Consider the following 21,582-nt stretch of genomic DNA (forward strand, 5'->3'; position numbering starts at 1 on the left):
AGCCTTTTTATCTATGTATTAATTTATAGTTACATTCTCTTATCTAGCAAAAATCGTTTTATTAAATTACTTAGTTTTGAATCGTATTTCAAATTTATCTGCAATGAAAAAAACAATTCTAATTCTGTTCGTTTTATTAGGTATCCAATCTCAAGCGCAAAAAACAGAAAACATCATCATCATTACTACAGACGGTTTTAGATGGCAAGAAGTTTTTAAAGGACTTGATCCTGCAATTGCCAACGATAAAAAATTCAATCAGGGAGACAGCGCTTACATTTATAAAAAATATAGCAGTGCTAATGTCAAAGAAGCACGTAAAAAACTAATGCCATTTTTCTGGTCTGAAATTGCTTCAAAAGGTCAGATTTATGGAAATCGTGATCTAGGAAACAAAGTCGATGTTGCCAATCCGTATTGGTTTAGTTATCCTGGCTATAGCGAAATCATGACTGGAAATGTAGATGTAAAAGTCAACTCAAACGGCTACAAAGCCAATCCAAACGTAAATGTTCTGGAATTTTTAAATAAACAGTCTAAACTGAAAGGAAAAGTTGCCGCTTTTGGCGCATGGGATGCTTTCGACAGAATCTTAAATGAAGAAAGAAGCGGGTTTCCTGTAATTTCAGCTTTTGACAAAGTAGGCGGAAATAAACCAACAGCAGCTCAGAACTTATTAAATGAAATGCGTGACAATTCATATAAACCATTTCACATGGATGAATGTTTAGATGTTTTTACGCATTATCAAGCTTTAGACGAGCTAAAAAATAAAAAACCAAAAGTACTTTATATCGCTTATGGTGAAACTGACGAATGGGCACATCATGCACAATATCGTTCGTATCTGGATGCAGCCAATCAAGTCGATAAATGGATTCAGGAAATCTGGAATTTTGTTCAAAACGATCCGCAATACAAAAACAAAACAACGCTTTTCATAACCGTCGATCACGGACGTGGAGACAAAGTAAAAGCACAATGGACAGATCACGGCTCTGATATTCCGGGTGCTTCAGAAATTTGGTTTGCTGCAATGGGACCAGAAATTACTCCAAAAGGCGAAATCAAAACAGAATCTCAGTTCTACCAAAAACAATTTGCTCAAACATTAGCAAAAATAATGGGATATGATTTCAAAACCAATCATCCAGTTGAAACTGAGATTAAAGAAATTTTCGAGATATAGTTTTTAGCCACGAATTCACGAATTAATGATTTTAAAAAAAAAATATTTAAAATTCGTGAATTCGTGGCTATTTTAAATTCTTGCGAGAAGAAAAAACTCTGTACCTTTGCCTCTCTGCAACTTTGAGCCTTAAAAAAAAATGAAACAAATTACTTCAGTTCAAAATCCGTTTATCAAATCTTTGGTTTTACTTCAAGAAAAAGCCAAAGCCAGAAAACAAACCGGGACGTTTTTGATTGAAGGACAACGCGAAATTTCATTAGCCATAAAAGGCGGTTACGAAATCGAAACGGTTTTATTCTTACCAGAATTAGTTTCAGAATCAGAAATCAATAAGCTGATTCAGAATCCGTTTCAGATTATCGAAATCAATAAAGAAGTTTACCAAAAACTGGCGTATCGCGATACTACAGAAGGTATTTTAGCTGTAGCAAAAACCAAATCTTTAAAATTATCTGATTTAAAATTATCTGATAATCCATTAATTCTGGTTGTTGAATCTTTAGAAAAACCAGGCAATATTGGTGCTGTTTTGCGAACTGCCGATGCTGCCAATTTAGATGCTGTTTTGATCGCCAATCCGAAAAGCGATTTATACAATCCGAATATTGTTCGTTCTAGTGTTGGATGCCTTTTTACCAATCAAATCGCAACTGGAACAACAGAAGAAATTATTGCTTTTTTGAAAGAAAAAAAGATCAATTTCTATAGTGCCACTTTACAGAATTCAACTTCATATCATACACAAAATTTCACTACTCCAACCGCTTTGGTCGTAGGCACGGAAGCAACTGGTTTAACCCAGCAATGGCGTGACGAAGCAACTCAAAACATTATTATCCCAATGCAGGGAGAAATCGACAGTATGAATGTTTCTGTCGCAGCTGCCATTTTAATTTTTGAAGCAAAAAGACAGAGAGGGTTCTAATTTTAAAGGTTCTGAGGTTCTGAGGTTCTGAGGTTCAAATTAAAAGTCTTCAACTTTTAATTTTTAATCTTTAATTTTTAATTTAAAAACGATTGCTTCCATGTCAGGCTGAGCTGAGTCGAAGCCTTATTCCTATATAGGAAAATCCAAAATCTACACTCTAAAATCAACAATCTAAAATCTTGTGTATGTTCAAACTAATTCTTATTTTTAGTACTTGAACTATGCCGTTATGACAGAAATAGATATAGAAAAAGAAAACAAAGCTATTGCGCAGGAATACAAGGAATTACTTCGAATAAGTTACCAAACTTTAAGCCCTACTGACAAGAAATTAATTAGAAAAGCTTTTGATGTTGCCGTTGATGCTCACAAAGATCAGAGACGTAAATCTGGCGAAGCTTATATCTTTCATCCTATTGCAGTTGCAAAAATTGTTGCCTCAGAAATTGGTCTGGGCGCGACCTCTATCGCTGCGGCTTTAATGCACGATGTTGTAGAGGATACACCAATGACTGTAGAAGATATTGAGCGTTTATTCAATCCGAAAGTGGCTCAGCTAGTTGAGGGGCTTACGAAAATCTCATTGGTTCAAAAAGACTTGAATGCTTCAATGCAAGCGGAGAACTTCAGAAAAATGATTCTGACGCTGAATGATGATGTTCGTGTAATTTTAATTAAGCTTGCCGATCGTCTTCATAACATGCAGACTATGGATTCAATGGCGGAATACAAACAAACCAAAATCGCATCTGAAACTTTATACATTTATGCTCCCCTTGCCCATCGTTTGGGATTGTATAACATTAAAACCAAACTAGAGGATTTAGGATTAAAATATACTGAACCTGCAGTTTACGATGACATTGTAAGCAAAATTCGTGAAACTAAAGAACAGCAAGACGCTTATATCAAAGATATTTCAGATGTTTTGAAAAAATCTTTAGATAACGAAGGCATAGATTATATTATCAAAGGGCGACCAAAATCTATCTACTCTATTCGTCGAAAAATGCGTGCGCAAAACGTAACCTTTGATGAAGTCTACGACAAGTTCGCGCTTAGAATTGTTTACAAAGCCGATCCGCATGAAGAAAAATTTATTGCCTGGAAAATATATTCAATCGTAACAGATCATTACAGACCGAGCCCGAGCCGTTTACGTGACTGGATTTCATCTCCAAAATCAACTGGTTATGAAGCCCTTCACATTACGGTAATGGGACCAAAAGGACGCTGGGTCGAAGTTCAGGTTCGAAGCGAACGTATGGACGAAATCGCCGAAAAAGGATATGCTGCACATTACAAATACAAAAATGGCGCAACAGAAGAAAGCGGTCTTGACACTTGGCTGAATCTTCTTCGCGAAGCCCTTGAAAATCCAGAAACCAATGCGGTTGATTTTGTGGAAGATTTTAAAATGAATTTATATTCTAAAGAAATCTTCGTCTTTACTCCAAAAGGAGAAATCAAATCGTTGCCAAAAGGCGCAACTTCATTAGATTTTGCATTTAGCATTCACTCTGAAATCGGAATTAAAACACGCGGAACTCGTGTAAACGGGCGTCTAGTGCCGTTAAATTACGAATTAAAAAGCGGTGATCAAGTTGAAGTAATTACTTCTCCAAACCAGAAACCAACTGTAAACTGGCTGGAATACGTAACAACTTCGAGAGCTAAAAATAAAATCAAAAACGTTCTTAACGAGAACACCAAAAAAATTGCAGAAGAAGGAAAAGAATTACTTGTTAGAAAATTAAAACATTTAAAAGTTACGTTCAACGAACAAGTAACAAATGAGTTAGTTAATTTCTTCAAATTAAAAACAAGTTTAGATTTATTTTACCGAGTTGGAATTGGTGCAATTGAAAATCAGCAGTTAAAAGATTATGCTGCACAGAAAAGCAATTCGTTTATCAATTTCTTCAAAAATAAAATTAAACGGACGAAAGATACTGCAGATGAGGATATTCACAAACCAGTCATCAGCAGCAATTATGACATGCTGGTTTTTGGAACTGAGCATGACAAGTTAGATTATAAACTTTCGCAATGCTGTAACCCAATTCCTGGTGACGATGTTTTTGGTTTTGTTACCATTAATGAAGGAATAAAAGTGCATAAAAAAGATTGTCCGAATGCAATCGGAATGCAGTCTAATTATGCTTACAGAATCATGAGTGCCAAATGGATTGACTCTTCGCAAGAAGAATTCAAAGCCATTATCAATATTACAGGAATGGATGTTTTAGGACTTACCAACCAATTGACAAAGGTAATTTCGAACAATATGAGCGTAAACATTCAGAGTATTTCTCTAAGTACGGATGCTGGAATTTTCCACGGACAAGTTGCTGTAATTGTTAAAAACAATACGATTTTGAAAAAAATGATTAGCGCTATCAAGAAAATTGACGGGGTCGATAAGGTTACTAGAGAGTACAGAACCTAACTTTTTAGGGAAACTATAAGAATTTTGTAACGAAACTTTAAACCCGAAACTTTTATTCATTAAAAATAAAAAATTATCTTTGCCGGATATGACACTTATTTCAACTGACAACACTAAGAATCAAGAAATTGTAAAAAATGTTTTTACACTATATCTTGAACAAAAAGGGCATCGCAAAACTCCTGAGCGTTATGCTATACTTCAGGAAATTTACGATAGCGAGGAGCATTTTGATATCGAAAACCTTTATATCAAGATGAAAAACAAGAACTATCGTGTGAGTAGAGCTACTTTATACAACACGATAGAGTTATTGTTGGACTGCGCTTTGGTTAGAAAACATCAATTTGGACAAAATCAGGCTTACTACGAAAAATCATATTTTGATAAACAGCATGATCACATCATTATGACAGATTCGGGTGAAGTAATTGAATTTTGCGATCCAAGAATTCAAACTATCAAAAAAACTATCGAAGAAATTTTTGATATTGAAATCACTAATCACTCGCTTTATTTCTACGGAAATAAAAAGCAAAATTCAAATTCATAGTCTATTCAATTAGACTTTTTCAAAAAAAATAAAAAAAGAAAATTAACTACATAATCAGTAGGACAACTTAGATTGTCCCAACGCAAATTAAAAGAGAATGACCGTAGATTTATTACTAGGATTACAATGGGGAGATGAAGGTAAAGGAAAAATTGTTGACGTACTTACCTCAAATTATGATATTATTGCACGTTTTCAAGGAGGACCAAACGCAGGACATACATTAGAATTTGACGGAATTAAACACGTACTTAGAACGATTCCTTCTGGAATTTTTCATAAAAATTCAGTAAATATCATCGGAAATGGAGTTGTAATTGATCCTGTAGTTTTCCAAAAAGAAATTGAAGGTTTAGAGAAATTCAACCTTGACATCAAAAAGAAATTAATCATTTCTAGAAAAGCACATTTAATTTTACCTACTCACCGTTTGCTTGATGCAGCTTCTGAAGCTTCAAAAGGAAAAGCAAAAATTGGTTCTACTCTTAAAGGAATTGGACCAACTTATATGGACAAAACGGGTAGAAATGGTTTACGTGTTGGAGATATCGAATTAGAAGATTTCAAAGATCGTTACAGAGCTTTAGCTGACAAACATGAAGCAATGATTGCTTTCTACGATGTTAACATTCAATACAACTTAGCTGAATTAGAAAAAGAATTCTTTGAAGCTATTGAAGAACTTAAAAAATTAGATTTTATTGACAGTGAAGAATACATGCACCAAGCTCAAAAAGCAGGAAAATCTATTCTTTGTGAAGGTGCTCAAGGATCTTTATTAGATGTTGATTTCGGAACTTATCCTTTCGTAACTTCATCAAACACCACTGCTGCTGGAGCTTGTACAGGTTTAGGAATTGCTCCTAACAAAATCAAAGAAGTTTACGGAATTTTTAAAGCTTACGTTACACGTGTAGGTAGCGGACCTTTCCCAACTGAACTTTTTGATGAAGTTGGTGCTACAATGGCAAAAGTGGGTAACGAATTTGGTTCTGTAACAGGAAGACAAAGACGTTGCGGATGGTTAGACCTTGTTGCTTTAAAATATGCAGTTCAAGTTAACGGAGTTACTCAATTAATGATGATGAAAGGTGACGTTCTTTCTGGTTTTGAAACTTTAAAAGTTTGTACAGAATACAACTACAAAGGACAAAACATTTCTCACTTCCCTTACAACATTGAACCAGAAAATGTTACTCCGGTTTACAAAGAGTTTAAAGGATGGAAGCAAGATTTAACTGGATTGACAACTTACGATCAATTGCCAATTGAGCTAAAAGAATATATTGAGTTTATTGAAAAAGAAATCGAAGTGCCAATCAAAATTGTATCGGTTGGACCAGATAGAAAACAAACAATAACAAAATAATACATTTAAACGCTCTGATTTTCAGAGCGTTTTTTTTGACTATTACTGACATGAGAAAAAATCCTGAAATCGAGATTACAGAAACCAAACTATTATCAGACAATTGGTACATCTTAAATAAAGTTACTTTTAACTATACAAAAGAAAATGAAAAAGTAGAATCACATATTCGTGAAGTGTATGACCGCGGAAATGGTGCTGGTATTTTACTATATAATTCAACAAAAAAAACAGTTATTCTAACCAGACAATTTCGTTTACCAACCTATCTTAACGGAAATAAATCTGGAATGATGATTGAAGTTTGCGCTGGACTTTTAGACAAAGACAATGCCGAACAAGCTATTATTCGCGAAACAGAAGAAGAAACTGGTTATCGCTTAAGCAAAGTTCAAAAAGTAATCGAAACTTATATGTCACCTGGTTCTGTAACAGAAATTCTATATCTTTTTGTTGGCGAATACGACGAAAACATGAAAGTAAGCGAAGGCGGCGGATTAGATGCTGAACAAGAAAATATTGAGGTTTTAGAATTCACTTTTGATCAAGCTTACGCCATGATCGAATCTGGAGAAATTACTGATGCCAAAACTATTATGCTTTTGCAGCATGCTAAAATTAAAGGCTTGATTTAATTACAATAATTTATATGCACCAAAAAAATGATAGCAAAATAAATATTTGGAAAGAATTTGCAAATAAAACAAACGGAATTTTTAAGGAAGGCTATTCTTGGCAGTCAGATTCTGTTGTTATTACATATAAAAACTGGAAAATTATATTTGATAATTACACACTTTGGTCTGGAAAATACAGTACCGAAATGACAAGAATTATTGTTCCCATTAATTCAAATAATGATTTTAGATTTGAAATATATAAGGAAGGACTTATTCGTAAGATTGAAAAATTATTTGGAGCACAAGATATTCAAATTGGATCTGAGGATTTTGACAAAGCATTCATCATTAAAAGTAATAATGAATTAAAAATTAAATCCTTATTACGAAGCACAGTAATTCGTTCTCTTTTTTTTGACATCAAAGACGTAAATATTCAAATTTCTGATCAGAAAGGAATTTGGGAACAAAAACTCCCTGAAAATCAATTTGAACTATCTTTTTATCTTGACGGAAAAACTGCAGATTTACAGAAACTAAATCAAATATTAGAACTCTTTAAAATAATTTTGAATGAGTTACATCAAATGAGTATTATTTGATAAAATGAAAATCCCGAAACCTATTTCAAAAATTATGTAACCCTTTTCAGCTATCAGATGTATAACTTTATATTCATAAAAATTCGACGTATGAAAAAGTTATATTACACAGCAAACATACTACTAATCTTGATGTTGGTTTTATTAGGTTCTTGCAAAAAAACCGATACTATAACATTGACTGAAAATAAAAAAGAGAAAAAAAAGGTAATTGAACACAAAAAGCCTGAAACGATTGCGTATCAAATAGAAAAAACCAAAGAATGGCTAAAGCTTAATGAAGCCGACAGCTCAAAAATGGATATTGTTTATGCCTTAAACCGAACAGATAAAGCTAATTTCAAGAAACTTGATTCTGTTATAATTCCAGCAGATTTTAGCGGAGATTTGGTTTACTATCTTCCGTTTCCGTTACATGTTTCGGCTTTAGAAGAAGTTTCAAAAATTATTCTTTTTTCATATCCAACACAAGCTTTTGCTGCTTATGAAAACGGCGAATTAGTTCGTACCGGTCCTACCAATATGGGAAGAAAAAAAGATCCTACTCCTACTGGATTGTTTTTCACCAATTGGAAAGCCGAACAAACCACAAGTACATTTAATGACGAATGGGATTTAAAATGGAATTTTAATATCGAAAATAAATTGGGAGTTGGTTTTCATCAATATGCGCTTCCAGGATATCCAGCATCACATTCTTGCTTACGCCTATTAGAAAAAGACGCTAAATATCTTTATAAATTTGCCGACGAATGGATTTTAAAAGATAGAGAAAATGTAAAAGTAAAAGGAACTCCTGTGGTTGTTTTTGGAAGTTACAATTTTGATGGACCAAAGCCTTGGTTGCAATTAGCATCAGATCCAGAAGCTTTAAATATCTCTGAAGGCGATATTGAAACTACTGTAAGTCCTTATTTAAAAGAAATATTAGAAAACCAAAATCTAAGAGAAGCCGAGCCAACAAAAACTTTATAAAATATACTCTAAATACAGAATCAGCTGAGATGATAGAATATCGTTTCAGCTTTTTTTTGTTTGCGTTTAAACATAAAATTTGGCTAAAGCCCTTCTCTTTGCCCTTTTTTCAACCTCCAGCTAAAGTTAGAGGCAATCCATTTCCAAACCTTAAAAACCTTTGTCTCTTTGAACCTTTGAACCTAAAAAACTTAGCACCTCAGAACCTCAGAATCTTAGAACCTTCAAAAAAACCCATAAATAAGCGATCGTTCATTTATTATTTTTTATATCTTTGCACCATAATCAATTAGAAATATGAGAACTAGAGATGTAAATAAAGAGGAAATTGTAAAACAAAAAGCAATAGAAATGATTGTTACGCAAGGCGTAGAAGGTTTCGGAATGAATCGTCTTGCTAAAGAATGCGGTATTTCTGTTGCGACACTTTATATCTATTATTCAGACAAAGAAGATTTGATTCGTAAAATTGGAATTGAAATTGGCCAAAATTTCTTTGAAAAAATGTTTGATGGCTTCTCTACAGATATGTCTTTTAGAGATGGATTATGCAATCAATGGGAAAATCGCATTTATTTTAATCTAAATTTTGCTCAACAAGCGACCTGTTTTGAACTTTTAAGACATTCTACTCACGGCGATGCAATCATACAAGAAGTAACAGGAAAGTACAAACAAATGATGACTGAATTTATGCTTTTGGCCATTGAGCGAAAAGAACTCATTTCTGTCCCTTATGAAGTATTTTGGAGTATTGCTTACGGCTCACTTTATTCGCTTCTAGAGTTTCATAGAGATGGAAAATCTATGTCTGGAAAATCTTTCGTTCTTAATGACGAGATTAAAAATGAAGCTTTTAATCTGGTTTTAAAAGCACTTACTCCATAAATAAATTCCACTTTCTAAATCTCAAATTCCAAATAATTTGTCACTCTGAGCGAAGTCGAAGAGCAGTTCCAAAAATCAATTTTAATGCAATATCAAAACACAATGAAAACTTCAATTATAGAAAATAAAAAAATAGCCATTATTGGCGGTGGGCCAGTTGGCCTGACTACAGCTAGAATTTTACAAATTAATGGCGCTGATGTTACGGTTTACGAAAGAGATAGTAATGCACAAGCCAGAACATCAGGAGGAACTCTCGATATTCACTCCGATTCTGGTCAATATGCGATTCAGAAAGCAGGTTTAATGGATGAATTTTACCAATATGCGAGACCAACTGGAGAAAAAATGGCTGACATAGATGGAAATATTACTTCTGATGAAATGCCAAACGAAACCAATGCCTTTTCACGTCCAGAAATTGATCGAAATGATCTTAGAAAAATTATGCTGGACAATCTTAAAGAAAATACCGTTGTCTGGGACTGTCAATTGATTAATCTCGAAAAACATGAAAACCAATATATTTTGGAATTCAAAAACGGTACAAAAACAACTGCAGATTTTGTTATTGTAGCAAATGGAGGAAGATCAAACGCCAGAAAATTTGTGAGCGATCAGGAACCACAACTTTCAGGAACATATATTATTCAAGGCGAAATTGTAAATCCGGATCAAGATTATCCTGAATTTAAACCGAAATACGGAAACGGAAATGTTATGGCAATGGGCGAACATAAAATGTTTTACACACATACTATGCGTGATGGTTCTGTTCATTTTGGAGTTTCTTTTAAAGCAGATGAAGATTGGGTTTCGAACCACGGAATTAATTTTGAAGACGATCAATCTGTAATTTCTTTTTTAAACGAAACTTTCGAGAATTGGGGTGACGATTATAAAAAATTCTTTGCTGTTTCTACTGAATTTTCTGGTTTGCCTTTAAGATTATTTTCTTTAGAAGAACCTTGGAAAGAACATTCAAATATTACGCTTGTTGGCGACGCAGCTCACTTAATGCCACCATTTGCCGGTGAAGGCGTAAATATGGGACTATTTGATGCTTTTCATTTAACCGAAAATCTAACCAACGGAAAATTTGAAACCATTGACGAAGCAATTGCTGATTACGAAAAGAAAATGTTTGGTTACGCATTAGAAGCGCAACGTATGACAAAGAAAATGGAAGATTTACTGCATTCCGATATTGTTGCCGAAGATATTTTGAATAGTAGGTTTTAGCGATTACTAAAACTAATTTGAGTATTTTTTTTCAATATCTTTGAAAGATTAAAACTACAATTAAAATTATGGAGTCAAAACAATCGCTTGATATTTTTGGAGAATTCTTAGTTAAAAATCTAAGAGACAAAGGAATTGAGAATACCGAAACTCTTTTAAACCATAAATCTAAAGCACCATCAAATTTAAAATTGCAAACTGAAATTAGTCAATTTAATGAATCACAAAAAGAACTAATCAAAGAAATTGTCATTAAAAGTATTGATGTAGCAATTCATGATTTTCTTTTTTCATTACAAGAATTAGCTGATTTTCAAAACAATATTCAAATATCTGTAAATGGCGAAAATATTGTTGAACTTAGCGATGGAATTCATGGAGAATCTTATTCAGAAAATGGATGGAATGCTAAATTTAGTAAGTATGGATCAAAAGAATAAATTCAAAAGCACATAACGAAAAGGTATAAGAATTTTAAGTACGATAAATGGAAAAGCTCCAGTCGAGCGACATAATCAGATCTAAGATAATATGTCGCTCCGCTGGAGCTTTATATTGTAAACGTCTCATTTTCTCTATAAATATTTCGCTTCTCCAAAGCTTATAAAAAAAGGAGTTGTCTTTTTGAAACAACTCCTTTTTATTTATGGTACACCCTAAATTATCTAGAATAATTTGGAGCTTCTTTTGTAATTGTTACGTTATGTGGGTGGCTTTCAGTGATTCCGCTTGAAGTGATTCTCACGAAACGTCCTGTCTCCTGTAAAGTAGGAATATCTTTTGAACCACAGTATCCCATTCCTGCGCGAAGACCTCCAATAAATTGAAGCATACTTTCGTTTAATTCTCCTTTGTAAGGAACACGTCCAACAATTCCTTCTGGAACTAATTTCTTAACGTCGTCTTCAACATCTTGGAAATAACGGTCTTTAGATCCTGTTTGCATTGCTTCAACAGATCCCATTCCGCGGTATGATTTGAATTTTCTTCCTTCAAAAATGATAGTTTCTCCTGGAGATTCTTTTGTTCCTGCTAATAATGAACCTAACATTACACAGTCAGCACCTGCAGCGATTGCTTTAGGAATATCTCCTGTATAACGAATTCCACCATCAGCGATAACTGGAACTCCAGTTCCTTTGATAGCCGCAGCAACTTCTAAAACTGCAGAGAATTGTGGAAAACCAACACCGGCAACGATACGTGTAGTACAGATAGAACCTGGTCCGATTCCAACTTTTACTCCGTCAGCACCATTTTCTACTAAATATTTAGCAGCTTCTGGCGTTGCAATGTTTCCAACCACTACGTCTATTTGAGGGAATTTTGATTTTACTTCTTTCAGTACATTCACAACACCTTCAGTATGTCCGTGAGCTGTATCAATAATAATTGCATCTACACCAGCAGCAACCAAAGCTTCAGCTCTTTGAACTGCGTCTCCAGTAACTCCAATTGCAGCAGCAACTCTTAAACGACCAAAGCTATCTTTATTAGCGATTGGTTTTTGAGTTAATTTTGTAATATCTCTAAAAGTAATTAAACCAACTAATTCATTTTGAGCATTTACAACTGGTAATTTTTCGATTTTATGGCCTTGCAAAACCACTTCTGCTTGTTCAAGTGAAGTTCCTTCAGCAACAGTTACTAAGTTTTGGCTTGTCATAACCTCTGCAATAGGTCTTGCTCCGTTTTTTTCGAAACGTAAATCACGGTTTGTAACAATACCTTTTAAGATTTTGTTTTCGTCAACGATTGGAATACCACCGATTCCGAATTCTTTCATAGCGTTTTTAGCGTCAGCAATTGTAGAGTTCATTGGTAATGTTACCGGATCGATAATCATACCTGCTTCAGCACGTTTTACTTTTCGAACTTTTCCTGCTTGCTGTTCGATAGTCATATTTTTATGTAAAACACCAATACCGCCTTCTTGTGCCATAGCGATTGCCATTGCACTTTCTGTAACTGTATCCATCGCAGCTGATACAATTGGAACGTTTAATGTAATGTTTCTTGAGAATCTTGATTTAATGCTCACTTCGCGAGGAAGCACATTCGAGTAGTTAGGTACTAATAATACATCGTCGTAAGTTAAACCTTCGCCGATAATCTTGGAGTTGTGTGCTATCATGGTGCAATTTCTAGTTGAATTGCGTGCAAATATAGGGAATAAATTGCTAACTTGAATACTAACTTATTCATAAATTTAACTTTACAGGAAAAGTCTTTCAAATTAAATTCCAATTTTTTAAATTCCAAATTCCAAGTTAGATCGAAAAAAAAGCTTCGCTTTTTAGGAGTTTGGAATTTGGAATTTATCTATTTTCATTCTTTGTCTTGAAAAACAAAGTTGATTCCGAGCTGAAAGGCCGCACTACTAGCTTTGGAGATATCTTTATATTCTAAAACATTATTGACCAGAGCATAAATATTTACGGGACCAATTGTTCCTGCAAGCCCTAAACCAATATTTGTACTTGAAAAAGTGTCTAAAGTATAAGTTGCTTTAAAATCTAATTTCTTAAAAATATTTCTTCTGTAAAAAGCCGTTAATGCAAATAAGGGTGTTCTAGGCGCAGACATTGCAAAAAGCTGTGCTCCTACTGCATTTTTATAATATGTATTAACTTTTCCATGACAATTACATTCGTCATCAGGGCGCGCTTCACCAAACGAATATTGAATGGAAGAATAAAACTTTGTTGGACGCCAAGTGGTATACTTATTATAAAGTGTATCTCTTGGTATTGCTTTGTCAAATTCGTCAAATACATTTTCCGGATCATCTGAACCTAAGAAATCAGGATTAGCACCATTGTATTGGTAAGTTCCTTTATAGGTAAGGGTTTCTATGTCTTTAGTCTGCCTTACAAAACCTAGATCTATAATACTCGCCGTTAGCTGCAAATTGTCTTTTATATAATAGGTAATTCCTGCATCGACGCCAAAACCTAAGCTTCCTTTAAAAAAAGTATTATTGGCAATATCACGCGCTATATTTCCTTCGTACTCATCTTTGGTAAAACTTGCAATTCCAGAGGTTTTTAGTTCTAAATTGGAAGAAATAACCTGATTGTAAAGGTTTGGAGTTCCGGACTCTTGTCCTGTATAAATGTATCCCGAATTTTTTGTTGAAGTAGCATTTGCACCGCTTGAATAGATTTTGGCGCGTCCTCCGTAAACAAATTTATCATTGACTTTTTTGTGGAAACCTACATGAAATACAGAAAGCACTTCGGCTTTCATGTTTAAATCACCCAAATTAAATGATTTTCCGATATAATCCCTATTTCCGTTTAAGGCCAGTAAGGCTAAATCTTTTGGAACAAACATAAAGAAATCAAATTCCTGATACAAGCCAAAAGAAACATATGAACGGCTTTCTCTTCCTCCAATTCTAAATCCGCCAGAAAATATTTCAAGCTGCTGATTGGTCACTACTTTATCATTGCTAGAAGATTTATTGACAACATCTCTCACTTTTTGATTAAAATCGACTCCATTATTTGAAAACAAATCATAAGCTGAGAAACTGCTAGAACCTACATTTGCCGAAATTCCAGATAAAACTGGAAATCCGAAATAATATTTATACGAAACATCAGCTCCCGGATTTACAAGTGAAGATTGCGGAATTGAAGTGAAATTATATAACAGCTCTCTGTTTTGAGCAAAACAAAAAAGATGAAAAAACAAGCAAAGGATTAGCGTTTTTCTCATTCAATTTCTAAATAAGCAGTTGCACTTGATCTTAATTTTAAATTTCCTACACTTCCACTATTCAATGGAGGTCCGGCAGTAATTATTACTACAAAGCCAATTTTTTGTGTCTGTTTTAAAAGATCTAATCGCGCGTTTTCGAAAACTTCTGTAGGGTATTTTATAACATTTGGCGTTCCTTTATAAGATGGAACTGTAAAAGATATCGTTTGTAAAATCTGATTTTTTTCGTTCAGTAAAAGCATATTTAAGACGAAAGCACGGTCTATACTGTTTTCAATTTCAAAATCAAACTCTGCTTTTTTAAGACGTTCAGTAAAAAACTTATTCTTAAAAATGTCAAAATCTCTATAATCGTACCCAATATTGGTACCACCATCGTCTACAAGTCGGTTTGCCGGAATATCAAAATAAGCAAGATTTGCCACAAATACAGGCTCTAGCTTAAAATCGTTTATCTGATCAAAATCTAAATCACTTGAGCAGGAAAACAATAAAAAGACTGAAAATAATATACTTGAAATTCTACTTAGCGAACTTAATCTCATAAGAAATGTTATATCAATACTAAATGTAACGCATTTGTGTTTACATTCACGATCTAAGGTAAGAAAAATAACTATTTTTTAATGAAACTTTCCAAACAATTTTGAAGCTTCGTTGTAAGCGCTTTCGAAGCTAAGAGAATTAAGTCCTGTTATTTTTTTATTTGCAGTAAAATAAGAAACGAGCTTTTCTGTCGGCATATTTCCTGTAAGTTTATCGGTTGCCATTGGACAGCCTCCAAAACCTTGAATAGCGCCGTCAAAACGAGTACAGCCTGCTTTTGCAGCCGCATCGATTTTTTCGAACCAGCTTTCTGGCGTTGTATGTAAATGAGCACCAAATTCAATTTCAGGATATTTCGCAATTAAATCTGAAAATAAATACGTGATTACTTCTGGCGTAGAAGTTCCCACAGTATCAGAAAGTGATAGGATTTTCACGCCCATTCCTGCCAATTTCTCGGTCCACTCGCCTACAATTTCAACATTCCACGGGTCTCCGTACGGATTTCCAAACCCCATTGAAAGATATGTTACTACTTCTTTGTTTTTCTTATCAGCTACTTCAAGAATTTCTTCAAGCGTAACTAAAGATTCTGCAATGGTTTTGTGCGTATTACGCATCTGAAAGTTCTCAGAAATAGAAAATGGAAAACCTAGATACTGAATCTGTTCGTAGTTTGCAGCTGTTATCGCACCTTGTGTGTTGGCAATAATAGAAAGCAGTTTGCTTGTTGTCTGCGAAAGGTCTAATTGCGCCAAAACCTCAGCTGTATCCTGCATCTGCGGAATAGCTTTTGGGGAAACAAAACTTCCAAAATCAATGGTATCAAAGCCCACTCGCAGCAAAGCTTGTATGTAGGTAACTTTATTTTTTGTTGGAATAAAATCCTTAATGCCTTGCATGGCATCTCGAGGGCATTCGATGATTTTGATTTCTTTACTCAAAGCTTATTCTTTTGTAAAGGCTAAGTTAGTTTCTTTTTTAATGAAATAAAAATTATGTTTTTTTTTAAAACCATATAAGTCATATAAGTTCATTTAATAGCATTCTAAAATCTGCCGTTCAAGATTACACATTCTGAATTGTAGAGACGCACTGTAGTGCGTCTACACAAAGGGAATCCGCAATGCTGAAAATACTGGACATGAGACGCACTGCAGTGCGCCTCTACAATCTATCATAAAACTGCACAAAAATCGAAACGTAAAATTATTACCGAAAAATGTAATACTTTAAATTATTACCGAAAAACGTAATAATTATTTTTATTCCTTATATTTGTAATAGAAAGTTTATTGTTTTTAATTATATTTGATTTATGACTAGTGTAATTACAGGTGACATAATTGGTTCAAGACAACAATCTGAACATTGGGTTGAAGATTTAAAAAAAATCTTGGCTCCCTTTGGTCATACGCCAAGTCAGTGGGAGATTTATCGTGGAGACGAATTTCAAGTTGAAGTCAGTAATCCCGAAGATGCTTTGTTAACTGCTATTTTGGTAAAAGCACATTTAAGAGCCATTAAATCTGATGCCCGAATGAGCATTGGTTTTGGAGATAAAACGCACAATGCTGAAAGAATTTCTGAAAGCAATGGTGCTGCTTTTGTACACTCGGGAGAACTTTTTGAAACTTTAAAAAAGCAGAAAATCACATTAGCCCTTCGAACAGGAAATGCTGATTTTGATGAAAAAATAAACTTAATGCTACAGCTAGCATTGACCTTTATGGACAATTGGCTGGTACAATCGGCAGAATTTGTTGCTGTTGCAATTGAAAATCCAACTTTGTCTCAAGAAGAATTAGGAAAAAAATTAGGCATTAATCAAGCTGCTGTCAGCCGAAGACAAAAACGCGCTCAGTTTGATTTAGTAATGAATTTAGATCAATATTTTAGAAAACAAATAAAACAACTTACAGCCCCATGATTTTATTTATAAAACTGTTTCTCGCTCATTTGTTAGGTGACTTTATCTGGCAACCCAATTCTTGGGTCACTAATAAAGAAATCAAAAAGCATAAAAGTGTTTACTTATACATTCATATTTTACTGCACGGAGTTTTAGCAGCAATCTTAGCTGGAGAAATAAATTTTATTCCTTATGCTGTTTTAATTGCTTTTACGCACGGTATTATCGATTTAATCAAACTGAATTTTCAGAAAGACAAAACCAAACGCACTTGGTTTGTTCTAGATCAAATTGCGCATATTCTTGTTTTAATTGGTATCGTGTTGCTTTATGAAAACAAAACCATAATCAACTTTTGGCAAAACAATACCTTCTGGATTCTCATTACCGCAATTTTATTGCTAACTAAACCTACTTCAATTTTTATAAAAACCATAATTTCAATATGGGCTCCAGAAAGCAAAAACAGCCATCAGGATAATTCTCTGATAGCTGCTGGAAATTATATTGGTATTTTAGAACGCTTATTTGTTTTCGGTTTTATTTTAACCGGACATTTTGAGGCGATCGGATTTCTATTGGCCGCCAAATCTATTTTCAGATTCGGAGATTTAAAAGAAGCCAAAGACAGAAAATTGACCGAATATGTAATGATTGGAACCTTAATCAGTTTTGGAATTGCAATACTTGTCGGATTAGCTGTTCAAGCGTTGCTTTTATAATTGCTCTAAAACTTTCTTGTTGATTGCTTTTATCAAAGCTGGCCCTTCATAGATAAAACCGGTGTATAATTGCACCAAACTTGCCCCTGCATTTAGTTTTTCAATTGCATCATCGGCAGAATGAATTCCTCCTACTCCAATAATAGGAAATGCTTTATTGCTTTTTTCTGAAAGAAAACGAATTACTTCTGTAGAACGTTTTGTCAATGGTTTTCCAGACAAACCTCCCATTTCTGTTTGGTTAGTAGATTGCAAACCTTTTCTAGAAATAGTGGTGTTTGTAGCAATTACACCTGCAATTTGAGTTGTTTTTACAATATCAATAATATCCAATAATTGCTCATCTGTTAAGTCTGGAGCAATTTTTAAAAGAATTGGTTTTACTTTTTGAGTACTAGTTTTTTGCTTTTCGACATTTCTATTTTGTAAAGTCTGCAATAAAGCTGTTAGAGGTTCTTTGTCTTGTAAAGCTCTCAAATTTGGTGTATTTGGCGAACTCACATTCACTACAAAATAATCTACATGATTAAATAAAGCATCAAAACAAATGATATAGTCTTTTACAGCATCTTCGTTATCGGTCACTTTATTTTTTCCGATATTTCCTCCAATCAAAACGCCTGAGTTCTTTTTCAGACGTTCTACAGCTTCTAGAACTCCTCCATTATTAAAACCCATTCGGTTAATAATTGCTTGGTCTTCTTTTAGACGGAATAAACGTTTTTTGGGATTTCCTTCTTGTCCAACTGGCGTTACAGTTCCAATTTCGATAAAACCAAAACCAAAATCACCAAGTTCTTTGTACAGCTTTGCGTCTTTGTCAAAACCAGCCGCAAGTCCAACTGGATTTTTAAATTTAATTCCGAAAACTTCTCTTTCTAGTCGAGTGTCTTTTACTTCATAAATTGATCTTATAATTGCCGAAACTCCAGGAATTTTTGAAATGAATTTTACAAATGAGAAAGTAAAGTAATGTACTTTTTCAGGATCAAAACAAAAAAGTATCGGACGAATTATCAATTTATACATAAGAGTTGTGTTGTTGTTATTTTGGCTGCAAATTTAAATATTATAGTTTAAAAAGGTGCTTTTTTACAAAAAACAAATAATTTCATTTTTGTTTAATTATTTCATTCATAATTAAAACAATTCCAAAAACTAGTCAGAACAGCACTCCAAAACCCTTTTTTTGTGTTTCAAGTTATAAAATGAAACAAGTTAAATCTGTTCAAAACACCATTCCAAGCTTATAATGTCTAAATTTGAGAGATTACATTTTTAAATTATAAGCCAATAAAAATATTTCAATTCAGAAAAGACTAAAAATTCCATTTTTTTCAGATTATTTTTTATACCCAAAAGTTCAACAAAGTGCCCCGCACAAGATCAATAATAATTAATAACTTAAATCATGAAAGTCAGCAAACAATTCATTCTGAAAAGTATTTTCACTCTCCTATTTTGCCTTTCATTAGGCTTAACCGCAAAACTAGCTGCTCAGGCAGATCCTCAACAAGTCACGAAAGAAACCTTCAAAGGCAAAATAGCATTGGATGTGCGTGATTCAAAAGAAGACTGGGGACCTTATTCTCCAAAAAAAGCACCAGCTGGAGCACCAAATATCTTATTTATCTTATATGATGACACTGGTATGGCAGCTTGGTCACCTTATGGAGGAGCTATCAATATGCCAACTATGCAAAAATTAGCAGATAACGGGATCACTTATTCGCAATGGCATACTACTGCTTTGTGTTCTCCAACAAGATCAACCCTATTAACAGGAAGAAACCATCATCTTAATGGTATGGCTGCCATTACTGAAGCTGCAGCTGGTTTTCCTGGCGGAAGCGGAAGACTGCCAAAACAAGCCGCAACTATAGGTCAAGTACTGCAAGATAACGGATGGAGTACTTTTTGGATAGGAAAAGATCATAATGTTCCTGAGCAAGATGTGGCTGCAGGAGGCGATCGAAGCACATGGCCGTTACAAATGGGATTTGACCGTTACTACGGATTCCTTGGTGGTGAAACCAATCAATGGTATCCTGATTTAACTGAAGACAATCATTTTGTTGAACCGCCTGCAACTCCAGAAGAAGGCTATCATTTATCTAAAGATTTAGCAGATCACGCTTTGGAATTTCTTAAAGACCAAAAAGCAACAAATCCTTCTAAACCTTGGTATATGTGGTATTGTCCTGGTGCCAACCACGCACCGCATCAAGCTCCAGAAGAATATATTGCAAAATACAAAGGCAAGTTTGATGATGGTTATGAGGCTTATCGTAAATGGGTATTGCCACGTATGATTGCAAAAGGTGTAATTCCTAAAGGTACAAATTATGCAAATTTCAACCCACTGCCTCCTGGCATTTCAAATCCAGGTGATGAAGTTTTAGATTGGAATAAATTAAGTGCAGACGAAAAGAAACTATTTTCTAGATTAGCTGAAGTTTATGCTGGTTTCTCTGAATATACAGATGCTCAAGTTGGTCGTGTGATTGATTATCTAGAACAAACTGGACAATTAGAAAATACACTTATTATTTATGCTGCTGATAATGGAGCTTCTGGCGAAGGTTCACCAACTGGTTCTGTAAATGAAAACAAATTCTTCAATGGATATCCAGATGAGTTAAAAGAAAACTTAAAATATATTGACAAATTAGGAAGCCCTGATACTTATGAACACTATCCTACAGGATGGGCAGCCGCTTTCTCTACTCCATTTAAAATGTTTAAAAGATATAGCGAATATGCGGGAGGAACTTGCGACCCATTGGTTATTTCATGGCCAAAAGGAATCAAAGCAAAAGGCGTAGTTCGTGACCAGTTTCACCATTCTACAGACATTGTTCCAACTATATTAGATGTCTGCGGACTTCAAATGCCAAAAGTATATCGCGGTGTTGAGCAATATCCATTATCTGGAGTTTCAATGCGTTATACTTTTGATGCAGCGCCAAATACTAAAACACAAAAACACATTCAGTATTTTGCTATGTTAGGAAGCCGCGCTTTATGGAAAGATGGCTGGAAAGCTGTTGCGCTTCATGCTCCATTAACAGGAAAAGGAAACTTTGATAAAGATGAATGGGAATTGTATAATACAGATGTGGATCGTGCTGAAGTAAATAATCTAGCCAAAAAATATCCAGACAAGTTAAAAGAATTAATAAAGGATTGGAATGATGAAGCTGCCAAAAACCTAGTATTACCGCTCGATGACCGTACAGCTGTAGAACAATTAGGAATTGAAAGACCTTCATCTGAAGCACCTCGAGATCTTTACAAATATTATCCTGGAACTTCAGCAGTGCCAGAAGGTGTTGCTGTAAACGTTCGCGGAAGATCTTATAAAATCCTAGCCGATGTTGACGTTAAAGACGCTAAAGCTTCAGGAGTGCTTTTTGCACATGGATCGCGTTTTGGAGGACATACTTTATTTATAAAAGACGGCAAGCTAAATTATGTCTACAATTTCTTAGGAATTGCTCCTGAACAAAAATTTACTTCAAATGTGCCAATTACAACTGGAAAACATGTTTTTGGAATGGAATTCACACGTGAAAAAGCAGGTCCAAATGGAGAATCTCTTGGTCAAATGAAACTTTATATTGATGGAAAAGAAGTTGCTTCTGGCCCTATGAGAACACAATCTGGTAAGTTTACTTTAGCTGGTGACGGACTTTGTGTTGGATTTGATAGTGGAGATTCTGTTAGTAAAGAATATAAAACTCCAGGCACTTTTAAAGGCGGTGAAATTGTTGGTGTCGGAATTAGTGTTGGAAAACTTGAATATACTGACTTAAACAATGAAGCAAAAAGAGCTTTAGGAAGAGATTAAAAATAAAC

At 34.3% G+C, this 21,582-nt stretch carries 19 protein-coding genes; 14 read left to right on the forward strand and 5 right to left on the reverse strand.

The genetic code is table 11. The annotated features are described in order from the left end of the window. The first annotated feature begins 103 nt into the window (after window positions 1–103). From DMA14_RS05530 to DMA14_RS05580, 11 genes are all read left to right on the forward strand, one after another. Window positions 104–1,189, forward strand: coding sequence for an alkaline phosphatase family protein (locus tag DMA14_RS05530; RefSeq protein ID WP_111423791.1), 1,086 nt, complete (start codon window positions 104–106; stop codon window positions 1,187–1,189). A gap of 139 nt (window positions 1,190–1,328) precedes the next feature. Then, entirely contained in the window at window positions 1,329–2,117 is a 789-nt protein-coding gene (locus DMA14_RS05535) for a TrmH family RNA methyltransferase (protein ID WP_111423792.1), read from the forward strand. Between the two features lie 232 nt (window positions 2,118–2,349). Continuing rightward, on the forward strand, window positions 2,350–4,569 hold the full coding sequence (locus DMA14_RS05540) for a RelA/SpoT family protein (protein ID WP_111423793.1): 2,220 nt from the start codon (window positions 2,350–2,352) through the stop codon (window positions 4,567–4,569). Window positions 4,570–4,657: 88 nt separating this feature from the next. Then, window positions 4,658–5,122, forward strand: a complete 465-nt coding sequence (locus DMA14_RS05545; RefSeq protein WP_008462215.1) for a Fur family transcriptional regulator — start codon at window positions 4,658–4,660, stop codon at window positions 5,120–5,122. A 97-nt stretch (window positions 5,123–5,219) separates the two neighbouring features. Further along, window positions 5,220–6,491, forward strand: a complete 1,272-nt coding sequence (locus DMA14_RS05550; RefSeq protein ID WP_111423794.1) for an adenylosuccinate synthase — start codon at window positions 5,220–5,222, stop codon at window positions 6,489–6,491. 50 nt (window positions 6,492–6,541) lie between these two features. After that, window positions 6,542–7,126, forward strand: a complete 585-nt coding sequence (locus tag DMA14_RS05555) for an NUDIX domain-containing protein (protein ID WP_111423795.1) — start codon at window positions 6,542–6,544, stop codon at window positions 7,124–7,126. Window positions 7,127–7,140: 14 nt separating this feature from the next. Further along, on the forward strand, window positions 7,141–7,713 hold the full coding sequence (locus DMA14_RS05560) for a hypothetical protein (RefSeq protein WP_111423796.1): 573 nt from the start codon (window positions 7,141–7,143) through the stop codon (window positions 7,711–7,713). Between the two features lie 90 nt (window positions 7,714–7,803). Beyond that, a complete protein-coding gene (locus DMA14_RS05565; protein WP_111423797.1) occupies window positions 7,804–8,688 on the forward strand; it encodes a L,D-transpeptidase in 885 nt (294 codons plus the stop codon). Between the two features lie 297 nt (window positions 8,689–8,985). Further along, the gene (locus DMA14_RS05570; protein ID WP_111423798.1) at window positions 8,986–9,576 is read left to right on the forward strand and encodes a TetR/AcrR family transcriptional regulator; all 591 of its coding nucleotides are present in this window, start codon (window positions 8,986–8,988) and stop codon (window positions 9,574–9,576) included. Between the two features lie 102 nt (window positions 9,577–9,678). Next, window positions 9,679–10,818: an FAD-dependent oxidoreductase gene (locus tag DMA14_RS05575; RefSeq protein WP_111423799.1), complete on the forward strand. Its 1,140-nt coding sequence runs from the start codon at window positions 9,679–9,681 to the stop codon at window positions 10,816–10,818. Between the two features lie 68 nt (window positions 10,819–10,886). Beyond that, entirely contained in the window at window positions 10,887–11,258 is a 372-nt protein-coding gene (locus tag DMA14_RS05580; protein WP_111423800.1) for a DUF6547 family protein, read from the forward strand. Window positions 11,259–11,479: 221 nt separating this feature from the next. Here DMA14_RS05580 and guaB read toward each other — a convergent pair whose 3' ends face one another. The 4 genes from guaB to DMA14_RS05600 all read right to left on the reverse strand — a co-directional run bounded on the left by guaB (window position 11,480) and on the right by DMA14_RS05600 (window position 16,034). After that, window positions 11,480–12,952 (reverse strand): IMP dehydrogenase, encoded by a 1,473-nt coding sequence (gene guaB / locus DMA14_RS05585; protein ID WP_111423801.1) that lies wholly within the window; start codon window positions 12,950–12,952, stop codon window positions 11,480–11,482. Window positions 12,953–13,146: 194 nt separating this feature from the next. After that, window positions 13,147–14,541: a DUF5723 family protein gene (locus DMA14_RS05590; protein ID WP_111423802.1), complete on the reverse strand. Its 1,395-nt coding sequence runs from the start codon at window positions 14,539–14,541 to the stop codon at window positions 13,147–13,149. Beyond that, a complete protein-coding gene (locus DMA14_RS05595; RefSeq protein ID WP_111423803.1) occupies window positions 14,538–15,089 on the reverse strand; it encodes a hypothetical protein in 552 nt (183 codons plus the stop codon). The genes DMA14_RS05590 and DMA14_RS05595 overlap by 4 nt, the downstream gene beginning before the upstream one ends. A 78-nt stretch (window positions 15,090–15,167) precedes the next feature. Beyond that, entirely contained in the window at window positions 15,168–16,034 is an 867-nt protein-coding gene (locus DMA14_RS05600) for a hydroxymethylglutaryl-CoA lyase (RefSeq protein ID WP_111423804.1), read from the reverse strand. Between the two features lie 374 nt (window positions 16,035–16,408). Between DMA14_RS05600 and DMA14_RS05605 the strand changes: the two genes are divergently transcribed. Continuing rightward, the gene (locus tag DMA14_RS05605) at window positions 16,409–17,020 is read left to right on the forward strand and encodes a hypothetical protein (protein WP_111423805.1); all 612 of its coding nucleotides are present in this window, start codon (window positions 16,409–16,411) and stop codon (window positions 17,018–17,020) included. Beyond that, the gene (locus DMA14_RS05610) at window positions 17,017–17,724 is read left to right on the forward strand and encodes a DUF3307 domain-containing protein (RefSeq protein WP_111423806.1); all 708 of its coding nucleotides are present in this window, start codon (window positions 17,017–17,019) and stop codon (window positions 17,722–17,724) included. The genes DMA14_RS05605 and DMA14_RS05610 overlap by 4 nt, the downstream gene beginning before the upstream one ends. Here the strand turns inward: DMA14_RS05610 and DMA14_RS05615 are convergent. After that, a complete protein-coding gene (locus DMA14_RS05615; protein ID WP_111423807.1) occupies window positions 17,719–18,753 on the reverse strand; it encodes a quinone-dependent dihydroorotate dehydrogenase in 1,035 nt (344 codons plus the stop codon). The genes DMA14_RS05610 and DMA14_RS05615 overlap by 6 nt on opposite strands. Before the next feature lie 382 nt (window positions 18,754–19,135). Between DMA14_RS05615 and DMA14_RS05620 the strand changes: the two genes are divergently transcribed. Continuing rightward, the gene (locus DMA14_RS05620; RefSeq protein ID WP_111423808.1) at window positions 19,136–21,574 is read left to right on the forward strand and encodes an arylsulfatase; all 2,439 of its coding nucleotides are present in this window, start codon (window positions 19,136–19,138) and stop codon (window positions 21,572–21,574) included. Window positions 21,575–21,582: the final 8 nt, after the last annotated feature.

Origin of the sequence: Flavobacterium sharifuzzamanii, assembly GCF_003254585.1 — a bacterium.
Classification (GTDB): domain Bacteria; phylum Bacteroidota; class Bacteroidia; order Flavobacteriales; family Flavobacteriaceae; genus Flavobacterium; species Flavobacterium sharifuzzamanii.

Bases quoted from the DNA above. Each gene is read 5' to 3' on its own strand.
- DMA14_RS05580 (WP_111423800.1), top strand. From the start codon at position 10,887: ATGGAGTCAAAACAATCGCTTGATATTTTTGGAGAATTCTTAGTTAAA.
- DMA14_RS05555 (WP_111423795.1), top strand. From the start codon at position 6,542: ATGAGAAAAAATCCTGAAATCGAGATTACAGAAACCAAACTATTATCA.
- DMA14_RS05535 (WP_111423792.1), top strand. From the start codon at position 1,329: ATGAAACAAATTACTTCAGTTCAAAATCCGTTTATCAAATCTTTGGTT.
- DMA14_RS05590 (WP_111423802.1), bottom strand. From the start codon at position 14,541: ATGAGAAAAACGCTAATCCTTTGCTTGTTTTTTCATCTTTTTTGTTTT.
- DMA14_RS05545 (WP_008462215.1), top strand. From the start codon at position 4,658: ATGACACTTATTTCAACTGACAACACTAAGAATCAAGAAATTGTAAAA.
- guaB (WP_111423801.1), bottom strand. From the start codon at position 12,952: ATGATAGCACACAACTCCAAGATTATCGGCGAAGGTTTAACTTACGAC.
- DMA14_RS05565 (WP_111423797.1), top strand. From the start codon at position 7,804: ATGAAAAAGTTATATTACACAGCAAACATACTACTAATCTTGATGTTG.
- DMA14_RS05550 (WP_111423794.1), top strand. From the start codon at position 5,220: ATGACCGTAGATTTATTACTAGGATTACAATGGGGAGATGAAGGTAAA.
- DMA14_RS05560 (WP_111423796.1), top strand. From the start codon at position 7,141: ATGCACCAAAAAAATGATAGCAAAATAAATATTTGGAAAGAATTTGCA.
- DMA14_RS05595 (WP_111423803.1), bottom strand. From the start codon at position 15,089: ATGAGATTAAGTTCGCTAAGTAGAATTTCAAGTATATTATTTTCAGTC.
- DMA14_RS05610 (WP_111423806.1), top strand. From the start codon at position 17,017: ATGATTTTATTTATAAAACTGTTTCTCGCTCATTTGTTAGGTGACTTT.
- DMA14_RS05530 (WP_111423791.1), top strand. From the start codon at position 104: ATGAAAAAAACAATTCTAATTCTGTTCGTTTTATTAGGTATCCAATCT.
- DMA14_RS05570 (WP_111423798.1), top strand. From the start codon at position 8,986: ATGAGAACTAGAGATGTAAATAAAGAGGAAATTGTAAAACAAAAAGCA.
- DMA14_RS05575 (WP_111423799.1), top strand. From the start codon at position 9,679: ATGAAAACTTCAATTATAGAAAATAAAAAAATAGCCATTATTGGCGGT.
- DMA14_RS05605 (WP_111423805.1), top strand. From the start codon at position 16,409: ATGACTAGTGTAATTACAGGTGACATAATTGGTTCAAGACAACAATCT.
- DMA14_RS05540 (WP_111423793.1), top strand. From the start codon at position 2,350: ATGACAGAAATAGATATAGAAAAAGAAAACAAAGCTATTGCGCAGGAA.
- DMA14_RS05620 (WP_111423808.1), top strand. From the start codon at position 19,136: ATGAAAGTCAGCAAACAATTCATTCTGAAAAGTATTTTCACTCTCCTA.
- DMA14_RS05615 (WP_111423807.1), bottom strand. From the start codon at position 18,753: ATGTATAAATTGATAATTCGTCCGATACTTTTTTGTTTTGATCCTGAA.